Below are 18,807 nucleotides of genomic sequence, written 5' to 3' on the forward strand. Positions count from 1 at the left end.
AAGAAGGATCCGGTCAGTGATGGGTGGGATGCGCGCGTTCGTGTCTCAGGTCGCGGGCCGATTGACCGTGGGCGGTGCGGAAAGCGCGGGCAAAGCTGGATTGCGATGCAAAGCCGGTGGCGAGCGCCACATCCATCAGTGGCATGTCGGTGTCGGTGACCAGACGGCGGGCCTCGGCCAGGCGCAGCTGCAGATAGTGGTCCTGCGGCGTCGTGTTCAGGCGCAGTCGGAACTGTTGTTGCAGCGTCCGTGGGCTGGTGCCCAGGCGGTCTGCGATAAAGGCCAGCGGCAGAGGATCATCCAGTGACGCCTGCATCATCGAGTTGGCCTTGGCGGTCAGTGCTGTGTGGCGATGGGGTGCGCCTGTGCGGCTTTGCGGTTTTCCAGGGTCCGGAGCACCATCGTAAAGGAACAGGCCCGCAACGCGCGCGGCGAAACTTGCGCCATGACGGGCGGCGATGATGTGCAGCATCATCTCGACAGCCGGAATTGCGCCACCCGAAGTCAGTCGATTGCCCGAAACGGCGAAGCGGTCGGTGCGCACATCAACTTCGGGAAACCGCGTGGCGAAATTTTCTAGGTCTTCCCAGTGGGTTGTTGCCAGATGGCCATCCAGTAGCCCGGCCTCGGCCAGGAGCCACGGGCCGCCATCAATGCCTGCCATCGTTGCGCCTGTGCCCGCGATGCGCCGCAGACCAGCCAGCAGGCTGGGGGTGGCGTGTCGGGCCAGTTGGAACCCGGCGACCACGATCATCAGGTCGCAGGATTGCAACCGGGCCAGTGGAATACCAGGCACTTGCAACGCGCTAGTCAGCACCGCGGGTTCTGGCGATGCGGTCACATAGTCCCAGTCAAAGGCCGGGCGGTCCGCCAGACGGTTCGCGGCCCGCATCGGGTCCACCGCAGAGGCAAAGCTGAGCGTGTTGCATTCGTCCAGCACAAGCACCGCGGTTTTCAGGGCGCGGTGTTCCGGTTGCAGTATGTTTTTTGCGGATTTCATCAAGTTTGATTCGCATATTGCCAAGTGGTTTTCCCAAAGCTGCGCCAGAGTCGGGTCAGAACGCAAATCGGAATCCGGGGAAAAGCCTGGGGAAAACCCAAGGCAGAACCGGGTATAACTTGGGGAAAACACCATGCCTCTGGAAATGAACCGCGAAGTCTTTATTACCTGTGCCGTAACCGGCTCGGGCGGGACGCAGGACCGCAGCCCGCATGTGCCGCGGTCACCACAGCAGATCGCCGACAGCGCAATCGCTGCCGCCAAGGCCGGTGCGGCAGTGGTACACTGCCACGTGCGCGACCCCGAGACCGGTGTGCCAAGCCGCCGATTGGATCTGTATCGCGAGGTGACAGACCGCATCCGCGACGCTGATGTGGACGTCGTATTGAATCTGACGGCCGGCATGGGCGGCGACATCGTGTTCGGCGGTGTTGAAAACCCGTTTCCCGTGGCCGCGGGCACGGACATGGTCGGAGCATCCGAACGTGTGGCGCATATTGCCGAATGTTTGCCCGAGATATGCACCCTAGACTGCGGCACAATGAACTTTGCCGAGGCTGATTATGTTATGACGAATACGCCTGGTGCATTGCGCGCCATGGGCAAAATGATGACCGACCTGGGTGTCAAACCCGAGATCGAAGCCTTTGACACTGGCCACCTGTGGTTTGCAAAGCAACTGGTGAAGGAAGGGATTCTGGCACCAAACGCTTTGGTCCAGCTGTGCATGGGGGTACCGTGGGGCGCGCCGGATGATCTGAATACCTTTATGGCGATGGTGAACAACGTGCCGGATGACTGGACCTTCAGCGCGTTTTCACTGGGACGGAACGAGATGCCGTTTGTCGCGGCTTCGGTTCTGGCGGGCGGCAATGTGCGCGTTGGGCTTGAGGACAACCTGTGGCTGGATAAGGGCGTAATGGCCGAGAACTGGCAACTGGTGGAACGTGCAGGATCCATCATCGAGAATATGGGCGCGCGTGTGATCGGCCCTGACGAAGTCCGTGCGAAGCTGGGGCTGACCAAGCAGGCACCTGTTGCAAAATAATGGACACGCGGGTTTTTGGGGGCCAGCCCCCAAGCCCCCGGAGTATTTCTAAAAAGATGAAACATGAGCAGCCAGTAGGTGGGGAATCATGAAAACGGCGGCAATTATTGGGGGCGGAGTTATCGGCGGCGGATGGGCTGCGCGGTTCCTGCTCAATGGCTGGGATGTGCGGGTGTTTGACCCTGATCCCGAGGCGGAACGCAAGATTGGCGAGGTGTTGGACAACGCAAGACGGTCCTTGCCGGGGCTGAGTGACGTTCCGTTGCCAGCCGAGGGTGCGCTGAGCTTTCACAGCGACATGGCCGAAGCGGTTAAGGGTGCGCGTTGGATACAGGAGAGCGTGCCGGAGCGTCTGGATCTGAAACTGAAGGTTTACAAAGGCTTGCAGGAGGCTTGCGATCCGGGCGCGATCATTGGATCCTCGACAAGCGGGTTCAAGCCGTCCGAACTTCAGGGCGGAGCGCTGCGCCCCGAGCAGATCGTGGTGACGCACCCCTTCAACCCGGTTTACCTGCTGCCTTTGATCGAGCTTGTACCAACGGACAAGAACCCGCCCGAGATGATCAAACAGGCCCAGGACCTGTTGAAATCGCTTGGGTTCTTCCCGTTGCATGTCCGGAAAGAGATCGATGCGCATATCGCCGACCGGTTCCTGGAAGCTGTCTGGCGCGAGGCGCTTTGGCTGGTCAAGGATGGCATCGCGACAACCGAAGAAATTGACGAGGCCATCCGTATGGGTTTCGGCATCCGCTGGGCGCAGATGGGTCTGTTCGAAACCTACCGCGTGGCCGGGGGCGAGGCGGGGATGCGGCATTTCATGGCGCAGTTCGGGCCTGCCTTGAAATGGCCTTGGACCAAGTTGATGGATGTTCCCGAGTTCACTGACGAACTGGTCGATTTGATCGCCAATCAATCTGACGCACAATCCGGGATGCATTCGATCCGAGAGCTGGAGCGCATTCGCGATAACAACCTTGTCGGTATGATGCGGGCCCTCAAGGCGCAGAATTACGGCGCGGGTGCGGTGCTGAACCAACATGATGCACGGTTGAAACCCGGAGCGCTGCCGACGCTGGATCAAGCGGATCTGAGCCAGCCCATCCTGACCCTGTCGCGGGCTGTTCCTCTGGACTGGACGGATTACAACGGCCACATGAACGAAGCGAAATATCTGGAGGCCTTTGCCGCTGCCACCGATCGGTTCATGGAAATCATCGGATGCGATGCGGATTACATCGCCTCGGGTGGCAGCTATTTCACGGCGGAGAACCACATTCGTTATGTAGATGAAGCTCATGCTGGTGCAAAAATCGACGTGCGCACGCAGATGCTGTTGGGGCAAGGCAAGAAACTGCACGTGTTTCACAGCATGTACGAGGGCGACAAGCTTCTGGCCACGGGCGAAAGTTTTCTGCTGCATGTCAGTCTGGAAACCCGTCGCCCCAGCCTGCCATCTGCTGAAATTGAGGCAGCTATGACGCGGGTTGCCGAGGCTCAGGCCGGATTACCTTACCCCGAGGGCGCAGGCGCAGCGATCAGGAAGCCTTCATGACGCGCCGGGTTCTGGTGACGGCTGGCGCGTCAGGCGTCGGCCGGGCCATGGCCGAGGCGTTTGATGCGGTTGGCTATGACGTCCGAGTTACTGATATCGATCAGGCGGCGTTGGATACTTTGCCCGATCATTGGACCGGGCACCGAGCGGATGTTGCGGACGAGGCTGACATGCGCGCGGTATTTAACGCCATCAGGTCGACGGGCGGGTTGGATGTGCTCTGCGCCAATGCCGGTATTGCCGGCCCGACAAATGCTATTGAGGATATTGATCTGGACGCGTGGCGTGCTTGTGTCGCGGTCAATCTGGACGGTGCTTTTCTGGCGGCAAAACATGCAGCGCCGCTGATGAAATCGGCGCGGGCGGGCAGTATCATTCTGACCTCGTCGACAGCCGGGCAGTATGGCTACCCGTTCCGTGCGCCCTATGCGTCGGCAAAATGGGCCGTCATTGGGTTGATGAAGACGCTGGCCATGGAGTTGGGGCCCTATGGCATTCGTGCCAATGCCATTTGTCCGGGCGCAGTTGAAGGCCCTCGGATGGAAGGCGTCCTGACCCGTGAAGCCGCAGCCAAGGGCATGACCCGTGACGAGGTCTATCAGGGCTATGCCTCTGGCACCTCAATGGGGCGCTTCGTCGAAGCGCAGGATGTCGCCAATATGGCAGTATTCCTTGCCTCGGATGCGGCACGTCTGGTTTCAGGTCAGGTGATCGCGGTGGATGGTCACACGGTCAACCCGGACCCGAAACTGTAACTCAGCCTTGGTTTGGACCACGGATCTGGCGGATGGTCCGACGGACCGCTTGCCAGTCCTGGGCCTCCTGCCGATTCCCGGCAGCTTCGCAGTCGCGCATTTTTTTCGCGGCTTCGGCCTCGGCTTGGTCTCCATGGGCGGCAAAAAGTGCACGTGCGTATTGAGCAGTTTGAATTGCGTCCATTCCTGTGCTCCTCCGTCTGTGTTCGGAATGCCTTATGGTTCGCGCCAAAGTAGAATAGCACAGGTTGGATGGTGCTGCATCACCAGTCGCGGGAAACCGCCGTTCTGAGGCGACGCAGGTGGTTTGGAAAGTCCCGGGCGGCCACGTCGGCCTCGCGTACAAGTGTGTCGAAATGGCGTGAGAATGTCTCGATCCGATCCCGGTCGCGGAAGGCCATATAGTGACTTCCTGCGTAAAATACACAAAGCAGCGGGCCGAAAATCGTCACGGGTGCGGAATAAAGCCGTTTTGCGTCAAACAGATAGATACGCATCCGCGGATAGAGCTGTTCGCACAGCGCCAACAGGTGATCGATCTGTTCCAGTCGAACCTCGGGGCTGAGACCCTGATAATACCCAGTGGCGCTTGCAAAGCTTTCGATTTCGAATAACGGCATGGCGATCTCATAGTCCGACTGGGCGCTGCGCATCCATGCCAGACGATCCGCCGACGCGCCGATGGCTTGGTCAGCGGTCCGGCCCAGATGCGGGGCGTATTCCCATTCCAGTATCGAACGCGTCTTGAGCATGTCGGGCAGGGTGGCCGGGACATAGCGGATTTTGTACCCGGCGGCCTCCTGATGCCACTCGAAGATACGTTCATCGACAAGGGCGCGTGGGGCCTCGGTAAAGGTCAGCGAGCTAGCCAGAAGCTCAGCCGCGCTTTCCGGCCTGTCAGATAGGCTCAGCAACCAGTCGGCCGAAACGCCGAGCGCCGCTGCACATCCGCCAACAACATGGGCGTTGGGCAACCGCGCGCCATGATCTGTCAGCAATTGGGAAACGGTCGAGCGGTCAACGCCAATATTGCGCGCAAGGGCACTTTGGCTGACATGGCGCTCTTCCATCGCGCGGGCGAGGCGGAGACGAAATTGCGCGGCACGATCGCGCTTGTCGATATTTTCCTGCATGCCGTGATTTTTATCATATTTGATTAGTTTTGTTAATCATATTCAGAATTTTCAATGCCGGGGTCCGGGTGTAACGCTTTGAGTAAGAAAAAAACGGGGTTCGGAATGGAAACGCGGCGAAGATCAGTCGTGAAAGCAATCGTTTGGAATGCGATGGGGTTGGCGATCATGACAATGGTGGGCTTGTTGGCAACAGGCTCGGCCGCTGTAGGAGGGGCGCTGGCGTTGGTGAACACGGCCATCGGCCTGACGATGTACGTGATTTACGAAAGAATCTGGGCGAACATTTCGTGGGGACGAAATGGCTGATCCCGCTGCACCCAAATCACCCGAATGGGGCACGTTATTCCTGATTGTCTTGTGTTATGCGGCATGGCTTGCCGGTTTGTTTTGGTTGGCGCTTGCATCCTTGTGGTTGGCAGTCCCGGCTCTGGGTGTCGTTGCGGCTCTGCATTCGTCACTGACGCATGAAGCCCTGCATGGGCACCCCTTTCGTGCCAAATGGCTGAACGAGACGTTGATGGCACTGCCGTTGACATTGGCCATTCCGTATAGCCGCTTTCGGGACCTGCATCTGGCGCATCATCAGGATGCCACCCTGACGGACCCTTATGACGACCCGGAATCGAATTATCTGGATCCGCATATCTGGTCGGGATTGCCGCGGCTGGCGCAGATGATCCTGAGCCTGAACAACACGCTGTTGGGGCGGATGGTGCTGGGTCCTGCTCTTGGTCAGGTTCTGTTTATGCGGGACGAATGGCGTGGATTTATGCGCGGGGACAGGGCGATCCTGCTAGGATGGGCTTTGCATTTGCCCGGTGCGGCGGTGGTGCTGTGGGTGGTTGCGCAATCGACCATGCCCGTCTGGGCCTATCTGATCGCGGCCTATCTGGGGTTGTCGCTTTTGAAGATCCGTACATTTTTGGAGCATCGTGCACATGAAAAATCCCGTGCCCGCACGGTGATCATCGAAGATAGCGGACCTTTGGCTTTTCTTTTTCTGAACAATAACCTGCACGTCGTTCATCATATGAATCCGGCCGCTCCTTGGTATCGCCTGCCATCGTTGTACCGGGACGGAAAGGACAGGTACTTGGCTTGCAATGAGGCTTATGTTTACCGGTCCTATGCACAGATCTTCCGGCAGTATTTCGTTCGCGCAAAAGACCCTGTGCCACATCCTCTCTGGCCAAAGCCTTGATTTAACGACACAACGGGTGGCATGAGTCTCTGGATTCCTGTCACCATAGCCGCCGCCAGTTTTCAGACTGTGCGTTTCATGCTGCAAAAGTCCCTAGCCAGCGTGAAGCTGTCTGCTGCAGGTGCAACTTTTGCGCGGTTTGCCTATTCTATGCCGTTGGCCGTTATCGGGCTATGTGTTGCGTTGCAGATAACTGGGGCGAGCATGCCTCGGCTCAGCAGTTTGTTCTGGCTTTACGCGGTCATCGGCGGGACAGCGCAAATCCTTGCTACGATCTGCGTGGTGGCGCTGTTCAAACAACGCAATTTTGCCGTTGGAATTACCTTCAAGAAAACCGAAGTGATCCAGACCGCGATTGTTGGCTTTTTGATCCTGGGGGACAGTGTATCGCGCGGCGCATTGTTCGCGATCCTGTTGGGGTTGATGGCTGTGCTTTTGTTGTCAAAAACACCCGGAGGGGACGGACCCTGGTGGCGCCATCTGACCAATCGGGCTTCGCAATTGGGGCTTGGATCAGGTGTTTTGTTTGCGTTTTCCGCCGTCAGCTATCGTGGGGCTTCACTGCAACTGGGCGATATCGATGCGTGGTTCCGGGCGCTGGTAACACTGGCAGTGGTGGTGACATTCCAGTTTACCAGCATGGGGATATGGCTGCTGTGGCGCGACCGCGCAGAACTGCACGCAGTCTGGCAGACGCGGAATACCGGAGTGTTCGTCGGCCTGACCAGCCTCGGTGGCTCGTTTTGCTGGTTCTGGGCCTTCACCTTGCAGAATGCGGCTTACGTCAAAGCTCTGGGGCAGGTAGAGCTGATCTTTAGCCTCATGGCTTCGATCCTATTCTTCCGAGAAACGATCACCCGGCGCGAGATCGCCGGGATGATGTTGCTTGGGTTCTCGATTTTAGCGCTTGTGCTGGCAATCTAGCTGGCGCGACGTTCGTCAAAGCTAAGCGCGATGAAGCTGGGCAGGTGATCTCCCATGCCCACGACGGCCTGGCCGGTGCCTTCCTTGCGCCCACGACTGTGCCCCTTCGGCTCGCGATATTTTTTACCTTCTTTCATGCTTTCGGGGGCCTTGGCCTTTTTCTCGGGCTTCGGCTGTTCGGGCTTGGGCTCTTCCTGAACTGGGTTGTCTATGCGCGGGATGTCTTTCTGGATCAGCTTTTCGATCGCAACCAGTGCCTTTTCGTCGCGTCCCGAGCAGATTGTGATGGCCTTGCCTTCGCGCCCGGCGCGGCCGGTGCGGCCAATGCGGTGGACATAGTCCTCGGGGTGGCCGGGGACGTCGAAATTGAACACATGGCTGACGGCTGGCACATCCAGGCCGCGTGCCGCCACGTCTGAGGCGACCAGCAGGCGCAAGGACCCGTCACGGAATCCATCCAATGTTTTCATCCGCTGCGACTGGTCCAGATCGCCATGGATGGCGGCGGCGTCGTAACCGTATTTCTTCAGCGACTTGGCGCAGATATCCACATCTGTCTTGCGGTTGCAGAAGATGATCGCGTTGGTGCATTTGTCACCTTCGGCATCGATCAGCGCGCGCAGAAGGCCGCGCTTGTTGCTGGCCTCGCGGTCACGGCGCCCACCTTTGAACATGACGACGCTCTGTTCGATGGTTTCGGATGCGGTGGCCTGGCGGGCCACTTCGATCCGGGCAGGGGCCGACAGGAACGTATCGGTGATCCGCTCGATCTCGGATGCCATTGTCGCTGAGAAGAACAAGGTTTGCCGGGTGAATGGTGTCAGTGAGAAGATGCGCTCGATATCGGGGATGAACCCCATATCCAGCATCCGGTCCGCCTCATCCACCACCATGATCTGAACACCGGTCAGCAACAGTTTGCCGCGCTCGAAATGATCCAGAAGACGGCCCGGCGTGGCGATCAGAACGTCGACGCCCCGGTCGATCAGGGCATCCTGTTCCTTGAAGCTGACGCCGCCGATCAACAGTGCTTTGGTCAGTTTCAGGTGCTTGGTGTATGTGTCGAAGTTCTCCGCTACCTGCGCTGCCAGCTCACGCGTGGGGCATAAAACCAACGAACGTGGCATACGTGCACGTGCGCGACCGCGGGCCAACAGTGTGATCATCGGCAGAACAAAGCTGGCGGTTTTGCCAGTACCAGTCTGGGCAATGCCCAAAACATCGCGCCCTTCCAATGCGGGTGGAATCGCACCTGCCTGGATCGGAGTTGGGGTTTCGTATCCGGCTTCCTCAATGGCTTTGAGGACCTTCGGGTTCAGGTTCAGTTCGTTAAATTTTGTCATGTAAGTCCGGTTTAATGCGGACACTTGACCTGGCCCGCGCGTATAAGATGTGCCGGGCCCGGATGGCCATGCCCGTGATGCGGCATATCGGCTTGGACGCGGACATAACAAATACGTGGGTCGGGGTCAAATGAAGACCGCAGCATCTTGGTTCGATTGAAACAGGTTCGAGTTTTGCGCAACAATTCAGCAGCTTCCGGGAAAGTGTTTCGCCAGTTTCCCGCCCAGATTCAATGCGCGGTGGCGGATCAGCCCATTCTGCTCCAGCCGGGCGCGGACTTCTGGGTCAGCGCCGCTCATCTCGTTGAAGAACGCGCGCAGCCCATCCTCGCCGTGTTCGCTTTCAATCCAGCTGAGCAATTCATTCTTGTTCAGCCCGCCCATCTCGCGCGGGGCATTCGGAGCCATACCAGCCTGATACGAGCCGCGATCCATGCGGAACGGATAGTGTGCGATCCAGTGATCCCAGTCCGGCGCGTGGCGGTGGCATAGATCGACCTGTGCAAGCTCGTAATTGCACGGCCGCAATTTCCCGTTCTGAAACAGGTTGTGGATACGAAAACTCAGACGTTTCAATCCCGTGCGCACAAACAACTTGCCCTGTACATGGCTGAGGAACCCGCCAAGGACGAAAGCCCCATAGTTGGGATAAAGCATCTCAATCAACTCTGTACGGGCCGGGCTTTGTGGCACATGAGCCTTGTACAGGTCTTCACCGCCTGCCAGCGCCTCGATTGGGCGGACACGGGCGGCGTGAACCTTGTCCGGGATATCGCGCAACACATCCGAGATTGGGGTCGGCGACCACAGAAACTCGTCAACATCGATATGGGCCAGCCAATCTAGGTGCGTGTCGCGATAGGTGTATGTCGCGTTGACCGATTGGCGAACCTGGTGCTTTTCCGGTCGCGTGCGTTTTAGCTTTTGCCAATAGGCGTCATCGCAAACCTGTACGCAAACACCGGGATGTGCCTTCAGCGCCTCGAACGTGCGCTGGTTCGGCTCATCCAGATAGATATAGATGGTCTCGGCGCCCAGATCGAGGTGATGGGCCACGAACCGAAGGACATCTTCGGTCGGGCCCCTGACCATCGACACGACACCCCATGTGGTCATGTGCGCTGCGCGCGCACTTCGCGCATGCGTTTCAGGCGCCGAAAGATACCGCCGGGATCTCTGTTGAGCTCGGTCATCAAGTGATCGACCAGCGGCGCGATGGTGGTATCACATAGGGCCTTGGTCCAGACCGGAGCAATCAGATTGACATCCAGTCCGCCACTTCCAAGGGAAAACGCTTTCATCTGATAGGGCAGCGGGACACTTCTCAAATTCTGGTGTTGAAACGGTGTTTCCGGGGTCAGCCCCGAAAAGCGCCTTTCGAACTCATATAGCTTCATCATGCCGAACAACATGCGCAAAGCGTGACCAACCTCGCGCTGAGTTGCAGTTTGACCGTGGTCCGCAAAGGTCTGAACCGACGAGACCAGCCATCGCAAATCAAGCGTGGACAGAAGGTGGTCCGACTGTTCGTCCCAAAGGCGACAAAACAGAAGCGGGGCGTGACGCGGGAAGGACCGCTTTCGCAGGTTCGAGATCAACTGGGCATTCAGGAAGGCAAGTTCCGAGTTTCCGACAAATTCCCGCGCAATCTGAGCACGCTTGCGATCCCAACTTGTACTGGGCTTCGGCGGGGGCACAGTCGCACTTTCGGGCAATGTTCGACCGGCCAGTTCAATAAGGTCAATGTCAAGGTCAGGCAAAGAGGTGGTGCCGAACTGAAACGGGCTGCGCCGGTTTTCATACCTGTCCAGCATGTCTGGAAGACCGCCGGGGAAAGTCAGTTCATCCTTGTTCATGCGCGCAGAATTGCACAGGCTGACTCGGCTGTGCAATCAGTCAGTTGGATCACACCATCATCTCTTTGGTGGCGGTCAGATTCAGGGCGGGATAGTCCCGAACCACCCGGTCGATGTCCCATTGCAGCCGGGTCAGATAGACAATGTCGCCGTCATGGTCGTGCGCGATGTGCTGCTTGTTTGCATTCACAAACTTTTCGACCTCGGCCTTGTCACCGCTGACCCAGCGGGCCGAGGTGAACTGAGACGCCTCGAAACGCACAGGCAAGCCGTATTCCATCTCGATCCGGCTGGCGAGCACCTCGAATTGCAGCGCGCCGACGACACCCACGATAAAGCCTGACCCAATTGAAGGTTTGAACACCTTTGCCGCGCCTTCTTCGGCAAACTGCATCAGGGCCTTTTCCAGATGCTTGGCCTTCATCGGGTCACCCGCACGGACGCCTTGCAGCAGTTCCGGTGCGAAAGAGGGGATGCCGGTGACGCGCAGCGCCTCACCCTCGGTCAGCGTGTCACCGATGCGCAGCTGGCCGTGGTTGGGAATGCCGATGATATCTCCGGCCCAGGCCTCTTCAGCCAGTTCCCGGTCAGAGGCCAGAAACAGCACTGGGTTTGAAATCGCCATCGGTTTCTTCGACCGCACATGGGTCAGTTTCATGCCGCGTTTGAAATGGCCTGATGCCATGCGGACAAATGCCACCCGGTCGCGATGCTTGGGGTCCATATTGGCCTGCACTTTGAAAACAAAGCCCGCGACCTTTTTTTCATCCGGCGAGATCTGGCGGGGTTCGGCTGATTGCACCTGCGGTTGTGGGCCATATGCGCCGATGCCTTCCATCAGTTCCTTGACGCCGAACGAGTTGATGGCCGAGCCGAACCAGATCGGGGTCATATGCCCTTCAAGCACCGCCTGTGGGTTCAGCGCGGGCAGCAACTCGCGCGCCATCTCAACCTCTTCCAGCAGCTTTTCCAGCAGATGCGCAGGAACATGTTCCGACAGTTTCGGGTCATCAAGCCCGTTAATTTCAATGCTCTCAGCCACCTTGTTACGGTCGGCGCGGTCCATCAGCTCCAGCCGGTCACGCAGCATGTCGTAACAGCCGATAAAATCGCGACCCACGCCAATCGGCCACGCGGCGGGGGAGACGTCGATGGCCAGCATCTCTTGAATTTCGTCGATGATCTCGAACGTATCGCGGCTTTCTCGGTCCATCTTGTTACAAAATGTCAGGATCGGCAGATCGCGCAGGCGGCAGACCTCGAACAATTTTTGCGTCTGGCTTTCGACACCCTTCGCGCCGTCGATCACCATCACGGCCGCATCCACGGCCGTCAGTGTGCGGTAGGTATCTTCCGAGAAATCGCTGTGGCCGGGCGTGTCCACCAGATTGAACCGGAAGTTCCCGTAATCGAAGGACATTGCCGAGGCCGAGACCGAGATGCCGCGATCCTTCTCCATCTGCATGAAGTCCGAGCGTGTCCGCCGTGCCTCGCCCTTGGCGCGCACCTGACCAGCCATCTGAATGGCTCCCCCGTAAAGCAGGAACTTTTCCGTCAGCGTCGTCTTGCCCGCATCCGGGTGCGAGATGATGGCGAATGTCCGGCGACGGGCAATCTCGGGCGGCAGGGTAGGTTGGTTCGAGGTATCAAGCATGACCGCGCGTATAGGCGGGGAATCCTGCCGAAGCAAGACAAAGGGGCTGGTTCGAATCATAGGCTTGTGGCAATAAGAACATATAGTGAACAAATTGTGGAGAAGACCAATGGATTTGAAAGAGATTGCCAACGAGTTGGTGGCCGGCTGCCGCGAGGACCGCGCCAAGGAAAATCTTGAGAAATTGTATGCGTCAGACGCAGTTTCTGTTGAAGCGGTCGATTACTCAGGCATGGGGCGCGAAATACAGGGGCGTGATGCGATCCGAGGCAAACATGAATGGTGGGAAGGCGCCCACGAGGTTTCGGGCGCTTCGGTCAGCGATCCGTTTGTACACGGCGAAGACCGTTTTGCGGTGATTTTCGAAGTGCAGGGCAAGGTAAAGGAAACCGGCGAAGCCTTCGATATGCGTGAAGTGGGTGTCTATCACGTCGCAGATGGCAAGATCGTGCGGGAAGAGTTCTTCTACTGATCCCAAGCCATTTCTGGTCTTCCCTGTCTGGCCGATGCTAGACATGCGGCAATGACTGACAGGGAGGATCCGATGGATCTTGGTATAAAAGGAAAGCGCGCGCTGGTCTGTGCCAGTAGCAAAGGGCTGGGTTTGGGCTGTGCCGAGGCTTTGGCTGAGGCTGGCGTAAATCTTGTGATGAATGCGCGTGGTTCGGACGCTTTGGAGAGCGAGTCGGCACGCCTCAGGTCAGAGCATGGCGTCGAGGTACAAACAGTCGCTTGTGACGTGACGACTGCGGAAGGGCAGGCGAAGGTGATCGAAGCGGCGCAGGGCGTTGATATTCTTGTGACAAATGCCGGTGGACCGCCGCCGGGGTTATGGGCGGATTGGGAGCGTGATGATTTCATCAAGGCGCTGGATGCCAATATGTTGACCCCCATTGCGTTCATGAAAGCGCTGCTTCCCGGAATGATGGACAAAGGTTGGGGGCGGGTGGTGAACGTCACCTCACAATCCGTGCGCGCGCCAATTGCGGTGCTGGGGCTTTCGAATGCAGCCCGCACGGGTTTGACCGGATATGTCGCAGGAACTTCACGCCAGGTTGCACCGCATGGCGTGACCATCAACAACCTGCTGCCCGGCATTCACGCTACGGATCGTGCGGATGCGCTGGACAGCGGCGTGGCTTCCCAGCAAGGCATCTCGATCGAAGACGCACGCGCAAACCGTTCGGCAACCATTCCCGCGCGACGCTATGGAACACGGCAGGAATTCGGGGCTGCCTGCGCGTTCCTGTGCTCTCATCATGCGGGGTTCATCGTTGGTCAGAACATTCTACTGGATGGTGGCGCAACCAATTTGACGATGTGACCATGGCACAAGGGTTTTCGTTGAAAGATCAGATGTTCAACGCTGAGAAAGTAAATTATCTCAGCGGTTTGTTTTCCGATTCTCATGCAGAATTTGATGCCCCGGCATTCCGATCTGCGGTCATGTCGCGATTGCTGGAGTTAGAGCTGAAGGATCGGATCATCTGGATCGCCACATGCCTGCAACAGGCGGTACCCGGTGATTTGCCTGCTGTTGCCCCGACGATCCTGCGTGCCTTGCCTGCACCTTTGGACCCGACGAAGACGGATGACGACTTTGGCGATTTCATCTTTGCGCCGGTCGGTGAGTGGGTGGCGACCATAGGACTTGAGCATACCGATCTGGCATTGGACGTGATGGAGGAACTGACACAGAGGTTTTCCATGGAATGGGCAATCCGACCGTTCCTTAACCACGACCCGGACCGGGTATTGCGGCGGATGCAGGACTGGTGCTCTCATGACAGTTACCATGTGCGCAGGTTGGTCAGCGAAGGCACGCGCCCCCGATTGCCATGGGGGCAGGCGGTTGGATTGGGTTTGCAGGACCCGCTGCCGTTGCTGGACAATTTGCACATAGATGCGACGCGATATGTCACCCGGTCCGTATCCAATCACCTGAATGACATCACCAAGAAAGACCCGGATCTGGTATTGGATCGTCTGAAGGCGTGGCGCAACCAGGGTCATCAGACTCAGGACGAACTGGACTGGATGACGTCACACACCCTGCGCGGGCTTGTGAAAGCGGGGCATCCCGAAGCAATGAAGATGTTAGGCTATGACCCGGACGCGGACATCGAGGTCGCGGTCAACCTTAATTCGGAAGCTCAGATTGGTGACGCTCTGGCCTTTTCCGTCGCTTTGAAAGGGGTCGGAGAGCTGCCAGTTCTGGTTGACTATATCATTCATTTTCAAAGACCTGGCGGGAAAATCTCAGCCAAGGTGCACAAGTTGAAGCAGGCGGCTTTGAAGAACGGGAAACTGACGCTGGAAAAACGCCACAAGTTGAAGGGTGATGCAACAACGTTCAAGTTGGTTCCCGGCGCGCACCGGCTGGAGGTTCAGGTAAATGGCAAAATTCGTGCAGGCGTGGACTTCGACCTGCTTGGGTAAAACCGCGCGGGACCGCTCACGCTTTCGTCAAAAACGCCTTCCCCGGATTGCGAACCCCCGGCGGCTGCATTAGCTCGTACATGACCATTTGCGAGGGAAAAGCGCGATGAAACATGAATCGGTGCAGAACTATTATGGTGAAGTCCTGCAAAGCAGTGCTGACTTGCAGACCAATGCGTGCTGCACGCCTGACGACATGCCCGACCATGTCAAAAAGATCCTTTCAAAGATTCATGACGACGTTCTGACTCGCTACTATGGCTGCGGTCTGATTGCCCCACTTGACCTTGAAGGCACGTCGATCCTAGATCTGGGGTGTGGGGCCGGGCGGGATGTATATGCCTTGTCCGTCATGGTCGGTAAGACGGGCCGGGTAGTGGGTGTCGACATGACGCCCGAACAACTGGACGTCGCCCGCGCGCATCAGGATTATCACGCCGAGGCATTTGGATATGCCCGCAGCAATGTGGAATTCCATCACGGCTATATCGAGAAACTGGATGAGCTTGATCTGGAACCCGGATCGTTCGATATCATCGTCTCGAACTGTGTCATCAACCTGGCCACAGATAAGAATGCGGTTCTGCGCGGCGCACACAGGTTGTTGAAAGAGGGCGGCGAGATGTATTTCTCGGATGTCTATGCCGACCGCCGTATTCCGCAGGCGATGGCCGAAGACGAAGTTCTTTATGGCGAGTGCCTGTCCGGCGCGCTTTATTGGAATGATTTCCTGTCAATGGCTCGAACGGCCGGTTTCGGCGACCCGCGCCGCGTGACACATCGTCCGCTGACGATCGAAAATCCCGTACTGGAAGAGCGTGTTGCGCCGTTGAAGTTCCTGTCCGCGACATACCGTCTGTTCAAACTACCTGCATTGGAACCGGCTTGTGAAGATTATGGGCAAGCCGTGATCTATAAGGGAACCGTGCCAAACGCACCGCATGAATTTGGTCTGGATGACCACCACGTTTTAGAAGCCGGCAAAGTGTTTCCGGTTTGCGGCAATACCTGGATGATGTTGAAAGATACGCGATTTGCCCGTCATTTTGACTTTATCGGCGATTTTTCGACCCATTATGGCATTTTCAAAGGCTGTGGTGGCGAAAGCCCGTTTGAAGCCATGGGTGCATCTGTCGCTTCTGGCGGGTGTTGCTGATCCCTTGCACCTGAGGGGCGGGGTTGCTATCCCCGCTCAAGCCCGATGGATTTGATCGGGAAAGGCAACGGGGTCCATCGGTGACAGGTAACGCAAATCCACCGCGTCTGGAAATTCGCAACATTATCCGTCGGTTTGAAGGCCGGGTTGTTGTGGATGATGTTTCACTGACCGTTCAGGCAGGCAAGGTGACCTGTCTGCTGGGGCCGTCGGGCTGCGGGAAATCCACCACGTTGCGCATGATCGCCGGGGTCGAAATGCAGGACTCGGGTGAGATTTATGTTGATGGCAAGCTGATCTGCGACACCGTGTTCCGGGTGCCTCCGGAACGGCGCGAGATCGGTCTGATGTTTCAGGACTTTGCGCTGTTCCCGCATCTGAGCGTGGCCAAAAACGTGGCCTTTGGTCTGAAGGGCAGCAAGGACGAAAAACGCGCCCGGGTCGAGGAGTTGTTGCAGAAGGTCGACCTGATGCGATTCATCGATGGTTTTCCGCATCAACTATCGGGTGGCGAGCAACAACGCGTGGCGTTGGCGCGTGCCCTGGCGCCGCGCCCGCGCATCATGCTGATGGACGAGCCCTTTTCGGGCCTCGATAACCGTTTACGTGATGGTATCCGTGACGAAACGCTGGCCATTCTCAAGGAAGAAGATGCCGCTGTACTGCTGGTCACGCACGAGCCGGAAGAAGCGATGCGCATGGCCGACGAGATCGCCCTGATGCGGCGTGGCAAGATCGTGCAACAGGGCGCGCCCTATAACGTCTATACGCGTCCCGCGGATAAGGCGGCGGTGGCATTTTTCAGTGATGTCAACGTTTTGCGGGCGCAAGTGAATGGCGCATTGGCGGATACGCCCTTTGGTCAGTTCCTGGCACCGGGCATTCCGAATGGTACGGATGTCGAGATTGTCTTTCGCCCTCAGCACATCAAGCTGGACTTTGACCGCAACGGCAAGGGGCCATTGCCGACACCAACAGACGGTGTTGCGGCCCGTGGCGTCGTCGAACGCGCGCGATTTCTGGGAAATGAAAGCCTGGTAGAGTTTCGCATGGACTATGATGGCTCGATCCTCAGGGCTACGGTTCCAAACGTGTTTGTGCCCAGTCCGGGCCGGGTGATGTGGCTGACCATCCGCCGCGACAAGTGCTTCGTTTTCCCCGAAACAAGGCGCTGATCCATCGATTTCCACCCGAGTGGTGCGCGAAAACCTCAGATTGCGGGGCCACGTCGCTTGCCGCAACGCAGGCCCGGGTCTATCAAGAGCCAAACGCGGGGGTAAATCGGGCACATGCGAATTCTTCTGACCAATGACGACGGGATCAATGCCCCGGGCTTGATCACGCTTGAGGCGATTGCAGCTGAACTGGCCGGACCAGATGGAGAGGTCTGGGTGGTCGCACCCGCGTTTGAACAGTCCGGTGTCGGACATTGCATCAGCTATACCCACCCGATGATGGTCGCCAAGCTGGGCGAGCGGCGCTTTGCAGCCGAAGGTTCACCTGCGGATTGTGTTTTGGCAGGGCTTCACGACGTTATGTTGGATACCCCTCCCGATCTGGTTCTATCGGGCGTGAACAGGGGCAATAACTCGGCTGAAAACACGTTGTATTCCGGTACGATCGGCGGCGCGATGGAAGCGGCATTGCAGGGCGTCCCAGCGATTGCCCTGTCGCAATATTTTGGCCCCAGAAACTTGGGCCTTGACGACCCGTTTGAGGCAGCCGCCCGGTATGGTGCAGATCTGGTGCGCCGGATTCTGGACGCAACTCCGGCAGAACAAGATGATTACCGGCTGTTCTACAACGTGAATTTCCCACCGGTTCCGGCAGACGATGTTCTGGGCACGCGGATTGCGGCGCAGGGGTTTCGGCGCGACACGCGTTTTTCGGTCGAACCGCACAGTTCACCTTCGGGGCGGCGGTTCCTGTGGATCAAGGGTGGCTATCAGCACAATCCGACCGCACCCGGAACGGATGCGGCCGTCAATCTGGAAGGCTATATCTCGGTCACGCCGATGCGCGCTGACCTGACTGCGCATGACATGCTGGAGGCATTGAAGGCGGTCGAATGAGCGGACTGGACCCTGAAACCGTAATGCAATTCCTGTTTGCCCTGCGCAAACGGGGGGTCACGGATGCGCGCGTGCTGGCTGCGATGGAGCAGGTGGACCGCGGTCGCTTTGTCACCGGCCTGTTCGCAGGGCGCGCTTACGAGGACATGCCGTTGCCGATTTCCTGCGGTCAGACGATCAGTCAACCCTCGGTCGTTGGTCTGATGACGCAGGCCCTGAACGTTGGACCACGGGACACGGTGCTCGAGATTGGGACAGGTTCAGGTTATCAGGCGGCGATCCTGTCCAAACTGGCCCGCCGGGTCTACACAGTGGAACGCCACAGGCGGTTGGTGAGCGAAACAAGCAAGCTGTTTGCCGATCTGGGCCTGATGAATATCACTTCGATGTTGTCTGACGGGTCATTTGGCCTGCCGGAACAAGCCCCTTTTGACCGGATCATTGTCACAGCCGCGGCTGAGGATCCTCCGGGCCCGCTCTTGGCGCAGCTGAAAATCGGGGGTATTATGGTTTTACCCGTGGGCCAGTCGGACGCGGTGCAGCAGTTGATCAAAGTAACGCGCACCGAAAATGGTCTGGACTATGACGAATTAACGTCGGTCCGTTTCGTGCCCCTTCTGGAAGGGCTTGGAAAGGATGAGGCGTAATAGGCTTAAAGAATTGGTCGCCGG

The 18,807-nt window shown here is 58.0% G+C and carries 20 protein-coding genes; 13 read left to right on the top strand and 7 right to left on the bottom strand.

Annotated features, from left to right (window positions below):
- Positions 1-13: 13 nt before the first annotated feature.
- Positions 14-1,000 carry a GlxA family transcriptional regulator gene (locus tag ACR0JI_RS01670; protein ID WP_480473174.1) on the bottom strand — a complete coding sequence of 329 codons (987 nt, stop codon included), beginning with the start codon at positions 998-1,000 and terminating at the stop codon, positions 14-16.
- Between the two features lie 133 nt (positions 1,001-1,133).
- Between ACR0JI_RS01670 and bcoG the strand changes: the two genes are divergently transcribed.
- The 3 genes from bcoG (at position 1,134) to ACR0JI_RS01685 (ending at position 4,355) form a co-directional block, all read left to right on the top strand.
- Positions 1,134-2,048, top strand: a complete 915-nt coding sequence (gene bcoG, locus ACR0JI_RS01675; protein ID WP_480493036.1) for a 3-dehydrocarnitine:acetyl-CoA trimethylamine transferase BcoG — start codon at positions 1,134-1,136, stop codon at positions 2,046-2,048.
- An 85-nt stretch (positions 2,049-2,133) separates the two neighbouring features.
- Positions 2,134-3,600: a carnitine 3-dehydrogenase gene (locus tag ACR0JI_RS01680; RefSeq protein WP_480493158.1), complete on the top strand. Its 1,467-nt coding sequence runs from the start codon at positions 2,134-2,136 to the stop codon at positions 3,598-3,600.
- Positions 3,597-4,355 (top strand): SDR family oxidoreductase, encoded by a 759-nt coding sequence (locus ACR0JI_RS01685; RefSeq protein WP_480473170.1) that lies wholly within the window; start codon positions 3,597-3,599, stop codon positions 4,353-4,355. Before ACR0JI_RS01680 ends, ACR0JI_RS01685 begins: the two co-directional genes overlap by 4 nt.
- Before the next feature lies 1 nt (position 4,356).
- On the opposite strand, the gene ACR0JI_RS01690 is transcribed toward ACR0JI_RS01685, so the two are convergent.
- Together ACR0JI_RS01690 and ACR0JI_RS01695 are read right to left on the bottom strand one after the other, a co-directional pair.
- Positions 4,357-4,539 (bottom strand): hypothetical protein, encoded by a 183-nt coding sequence (locus ACR0JI_RS01690; protein WP_480493037.1) that lies wholly within the window; start codon positions 4,537-4,539, stop codon positions 4,357-4,359.
- 79 nt (positions 4,540-4,618) lie between these two features.
- A complete protein-coding gene (locus ACR0JI_RS01695; protein ID WP_267366129.1) occupies positions 4,619-5,488 on the bottom strand; it encodes a helix-turn-helix domain-containing protein in 870 nt (289 codons plus the stop codon).
- 105 nt (positions 5,489-5,593) lie between these two features.
- Here ACR0JI_RS01695 and ACR0JI_RS01700 point away from each other — a divergent pair, with 105 nt between their 5' ends.
- From ACR0JI_RS01700 to ACR0JI_RS01710, 3 genes are read left to right on the top strand one after another with little or no spacing between them, the layout of a single operon-like run.
- Positions 5,594-5,797: a DUF2061 domain-containing protein gene (locus ACR0JI_RS01700; protein ID WP_267366130.1), complete on the top strand. Its 204-nt coding sequence runs from the start codon at positions 5,594-5,596 to the stop codon at positions 5,795-5,797.
- Positions 5,790-6,692: a fatty acid desaturase gene (locus tag ACR0JI_RS01705; protein WP_480493038.1), complete on the top strand. Its 903-nt coding sequence runs from the start codon at positions 5,790-5,792 to the stop codon at positions 6,690-6,692. Before ACR0JI_RS01700 ends, ACR0JI_RS01705 begins: the two co-directional genes overlap by 8 nt.
- A gap of 21 nt (positions 6,693-6,713) precedes the next feature.
- Positions 6,714-7,616, top strand: coding sequence for an EamA family transporter (locus tag ACR0JI_RS01710; protein ID WP_480493039.1), 903 nt, complete (start codon positions 6,714-6,716; stop codon positions 7,614-7,616).
- Here ACR0JI_RS01710 and ACR0JI_RS01715 read toward each other — a convergent pair.
- From ACR0JI_RS01715 to ACR0JI_RS01730, 4 genes are all read right to left on the bottom strand, one after another.
- Positions 7,613-8,959 (bottom strand): DEAD/DEAH box helicase, encoded by a 1,347-nt coding sequence (locus ACR0JI_RS01715; protein WP_480493040.1) that lies wholly within the window; start codon positions 8,957-8,959, stop codon positions 7,613-7,615. The two genes, ACR0JI_RS01710 and ACR0JI_RS01715, sit on opposite strands and share 4 nt — an antisense overlap.
- Positions 8,960-9,145: 186 nt before the next feature.
- The gene (locus tag ACR0JI_RS01720) at positions 9,146-10,075 is read right to left on the bottom strand and encodes a glycosyltransferase family 2 protein (protein WP_480473158.1); all 930 of its coding nucleotides are present in this window, start codon (positions 10,073-10,075) and stop codon (positions 9,146-9,148) included.
- Positions 10,072-10,815: a hypothetical protein gene (locus ACR0JI_RS01725; RefSeq protein WP_480473156.1), complete on the bottom strand. Its 744-nt coding sequence runs from the start codon at positions 10,813-10,815 to the stop codon at positions 10,072-10,074. Before ACR0JI_RS01725 ends, ACR0JI_RS01720 begins: the two co-directional genes overlap by 4 nt.
- A 49-nt stretch (positions 10,816-10,864) precedes the next feature.
- The gene (locus tag ACR0JI_RS01730) at positions 10,865-12,469 is read right to left on the bottom strand and encodes a peptide chain release factor 3 (protein ID WP_480493041.1); all 1,605 of its coding nucleotides are present in this window, start codon (positions 12,467-12,469) and stop codon (positions 10,865-10,867) included.
- Between the two features lie 109 nt (positions 12,470-12,578).
- Between ACR0JI_RS01730 and ACR0JI_RS01735 the strand changes: the two genes are divergently transcribed.
- The 7 genes from ACR0JI_RS01735 (at position 12,579) to ACR0JI_RS01765 (ending at position 18,783) form a co-directional block, all read left to right on the top strand.
- Positions 12,579-12,941, top strand: coding sequence for a nuclear transport factor 2 family protein (locus ACR0JI_RS01735; RefSeq protein WP_267366520.1), 363 nt, complete (start codon positions 12,579-12,581; stop codon positions 12,939-12,941).
- Positions 12,942-13,013: 72 nt separating this feature from the next.
- Positions 13,014-13,793: an SDR family oxidoreductase gene (locus tag ACR0JI_RS01740; protein WP_480493042.1), complete on the top strand. Its 780-nt coding sequence runs from the start codon at positions 13,014-13,016 to the stop codon at positions 13,791-13,793.
- 2 nt (positions 13,794-13,795) lie between these two features.
- Positions 13,796-14,908 (top strand): hypothetical protein, encoded by a 1,113-nt coding sequence (locus ACR0JI_RS01745; RefSeq protein ID WP_480476759.1) that lies wholly within the window; start codon positions 13,796-13,798, stop codon positions 14,906-14,908.
- A 106-nt stretch (positions 14,909-15,014) separates the two neighbouring features.
- Positions 15,015-16,064, top strand: a complete 1,050-nt coding sequence (locus ACR0JI_RS01750) for a methyltransferase domain-containing protein (RefSeq protein ID WP_480473152.1) — start codon at positions 15,015-15,017, stop codon at positions 16,062-16,064.
- A 107-nt stretch (positions 16,065-16,171) separates the two neighbouring features.
- Positions 16,172-17,239 carry an ABC transporter ATP-binding protein gene (locus tag ACR0JI_RS01755; protein WP_480476757.1) on the top strand — a complete coding sequence of 356 codons (1,068 nt, stop codon included), beginning with the start codon at positions 16,172-16,174 and terminating at the stop codon, positions 17,237-17,239.
- 114 nt (positions 17,240-17,353) lie between these two features.
- Positions 17,354-18,136: a 5'/3'-nucleotidase SurE gene (surE, locus tag ACR0JI_RS01760; RefSeq protein WP_480473150.1), complete on the top strand. Its 783-nt coding sequence runs from the start codon at positions 17,354-17,356 to the stop codon at positions 18,134-18,136.
- Complete coding sequence (locus ACR0JI_RS01765) at positions 18,133-18,783, top strand: protein-L-isoaspartate(D-aspartate) O-methyltransferase (RefSeq protein WP_480473148.1); 651 nt, start codon at positions 18,133-18,135, stop codon at positions 18,781-18,783. Before surE ends, ACR0JI_RS01765 begins: the two co-directional genes overlap by 4 nt.
- Positions 18,784-18,807 lie beyond the last annotated feature (24 nt).

This window comes from Ruegeria sp. N10 (assembly GCF_056531545.1).

Coding starts and splice junctions, on each gene's coding strand:
- ACR0JI_RS01735 (WP_267366520.1), top strand. CDS start 12,579: ATGGATTTGAAAGAGATTGCCAACGAGTTGGTGGCCGGCTGCCGCGAG.
- ACR0JI_RS01710 (WP_480493039.1), top strand. CDS start 6,714: ATGAGTCTCTGGATTCCTGTCACCATAGCCGCCGCCAGTTTTCAGACT.
- ACR0JI_RS01740 (WP_480493042.1), top strand. CDS start 13,014: ATGGATCTTGGTATAAAAGGAAAGCGCGCGCTGGTCTGTGCCAGTAGC.
- ACR0JI_RS01700 (WP_267366130.1), top strand. CDS start 5,594: ATGGAAACGCGGCGAAGATCAGTCGTGAAAGCAATCGTTTGGAATGCG.
- ACR0JI_RS01750 (WP_480473152.1), top strand. CDS start 15,015: ATGAAACATGAATCGGTGCAGAACTATTATGGTGAAGTCCTGCAAAGC.
- ACR0JI_RS01670 (WP_480473174.1), bottom strand. CDS start 1,000: ATGAAATCCGCAAAAAACATACTGCAACCGGAACACCGCGCCCTGAAA.
- surE (WP_480473150.1), top strand. CDS start 17,354: ATGCGAATTCTTCTGACCAATGACGACGGGATCAATGCCCCGGGCTTG.
- ACR0JI_RS01745 (WP_480476759.1), top strand. CDS start 13,796: ATGGCACAAGGGTTTTCGTTGAAAGATCAGATGTTCAACGCTGAGAAA.
- ACR0JI_RS01720 (WP_480473158.1), bottom strand. CDS start 10,075: ATGACCACATGGGGTGTCGTGTCGATGGTCAGGGGCCCGACCGAAGAT.
- ACR0JI_RS01685 (WP_480473170.1), top strand. CDS start 3,597: ATGACGCGCCGGGTTCTGGTGACGGCTGGCGCGTCAGGCGTCGGCCGG.
- ACR0JI_RS01690 (WP_480493037.1), bottom strand. CDS start 4,539: ATGGACGCAATTCAAACTGCTCAATACGCACGTGCACTTTTTGCCGCC.
- ACR0JI_RS01725 (WP_480473156.1), bottom strand. CDS start 10,815: ATGAACAAGGATGAACTGACTTTCCCCGGCGGTCTTCCAGACATGCTG.
- ACR0JI_RS01715 (WP_480493040.1), bottom strand. CDS start 8,959: ATGACAAAATTTAACGAACTGAACCTGAACCCGAAGGTCCTCAAAGCC.
- ACR0JI_RS01765 (WP_480473148.1), top strand. CDS start 18,133: ATGAGCGGACTGGACCCTGAAACCGTAATGCAATTCCTGTTTGCCCTG.
- bcoG (WP_480493036.1), top strand. CDS start 1,134: ATGCCTCTGGAAATGAACCGCGAAGTCTTTATTACCTGTGCCGTAACC.
- ACR0JI_RS01705 (WP_480493038.1), top strand. CDS start 5,790: ATGGCTGATCCCGCTGCACCCAAATCACCCGAATGGGGCACGTTATTC.
- ACR0JI_RS01695 (WP_267366129.1), bottom strand. CDS start 5,488: ATGCAGGAAAATATCGACAAGCGCGATCGTGCCGCGCAATTTCGTCTC.
- ACR0JI_RS01730 (WP_480493041.1), bottom strand. CDS start 12,469: ATGCTTGATACCTCGAACCAACCTACCCTGCCGCCCGAGATTGCCCGT.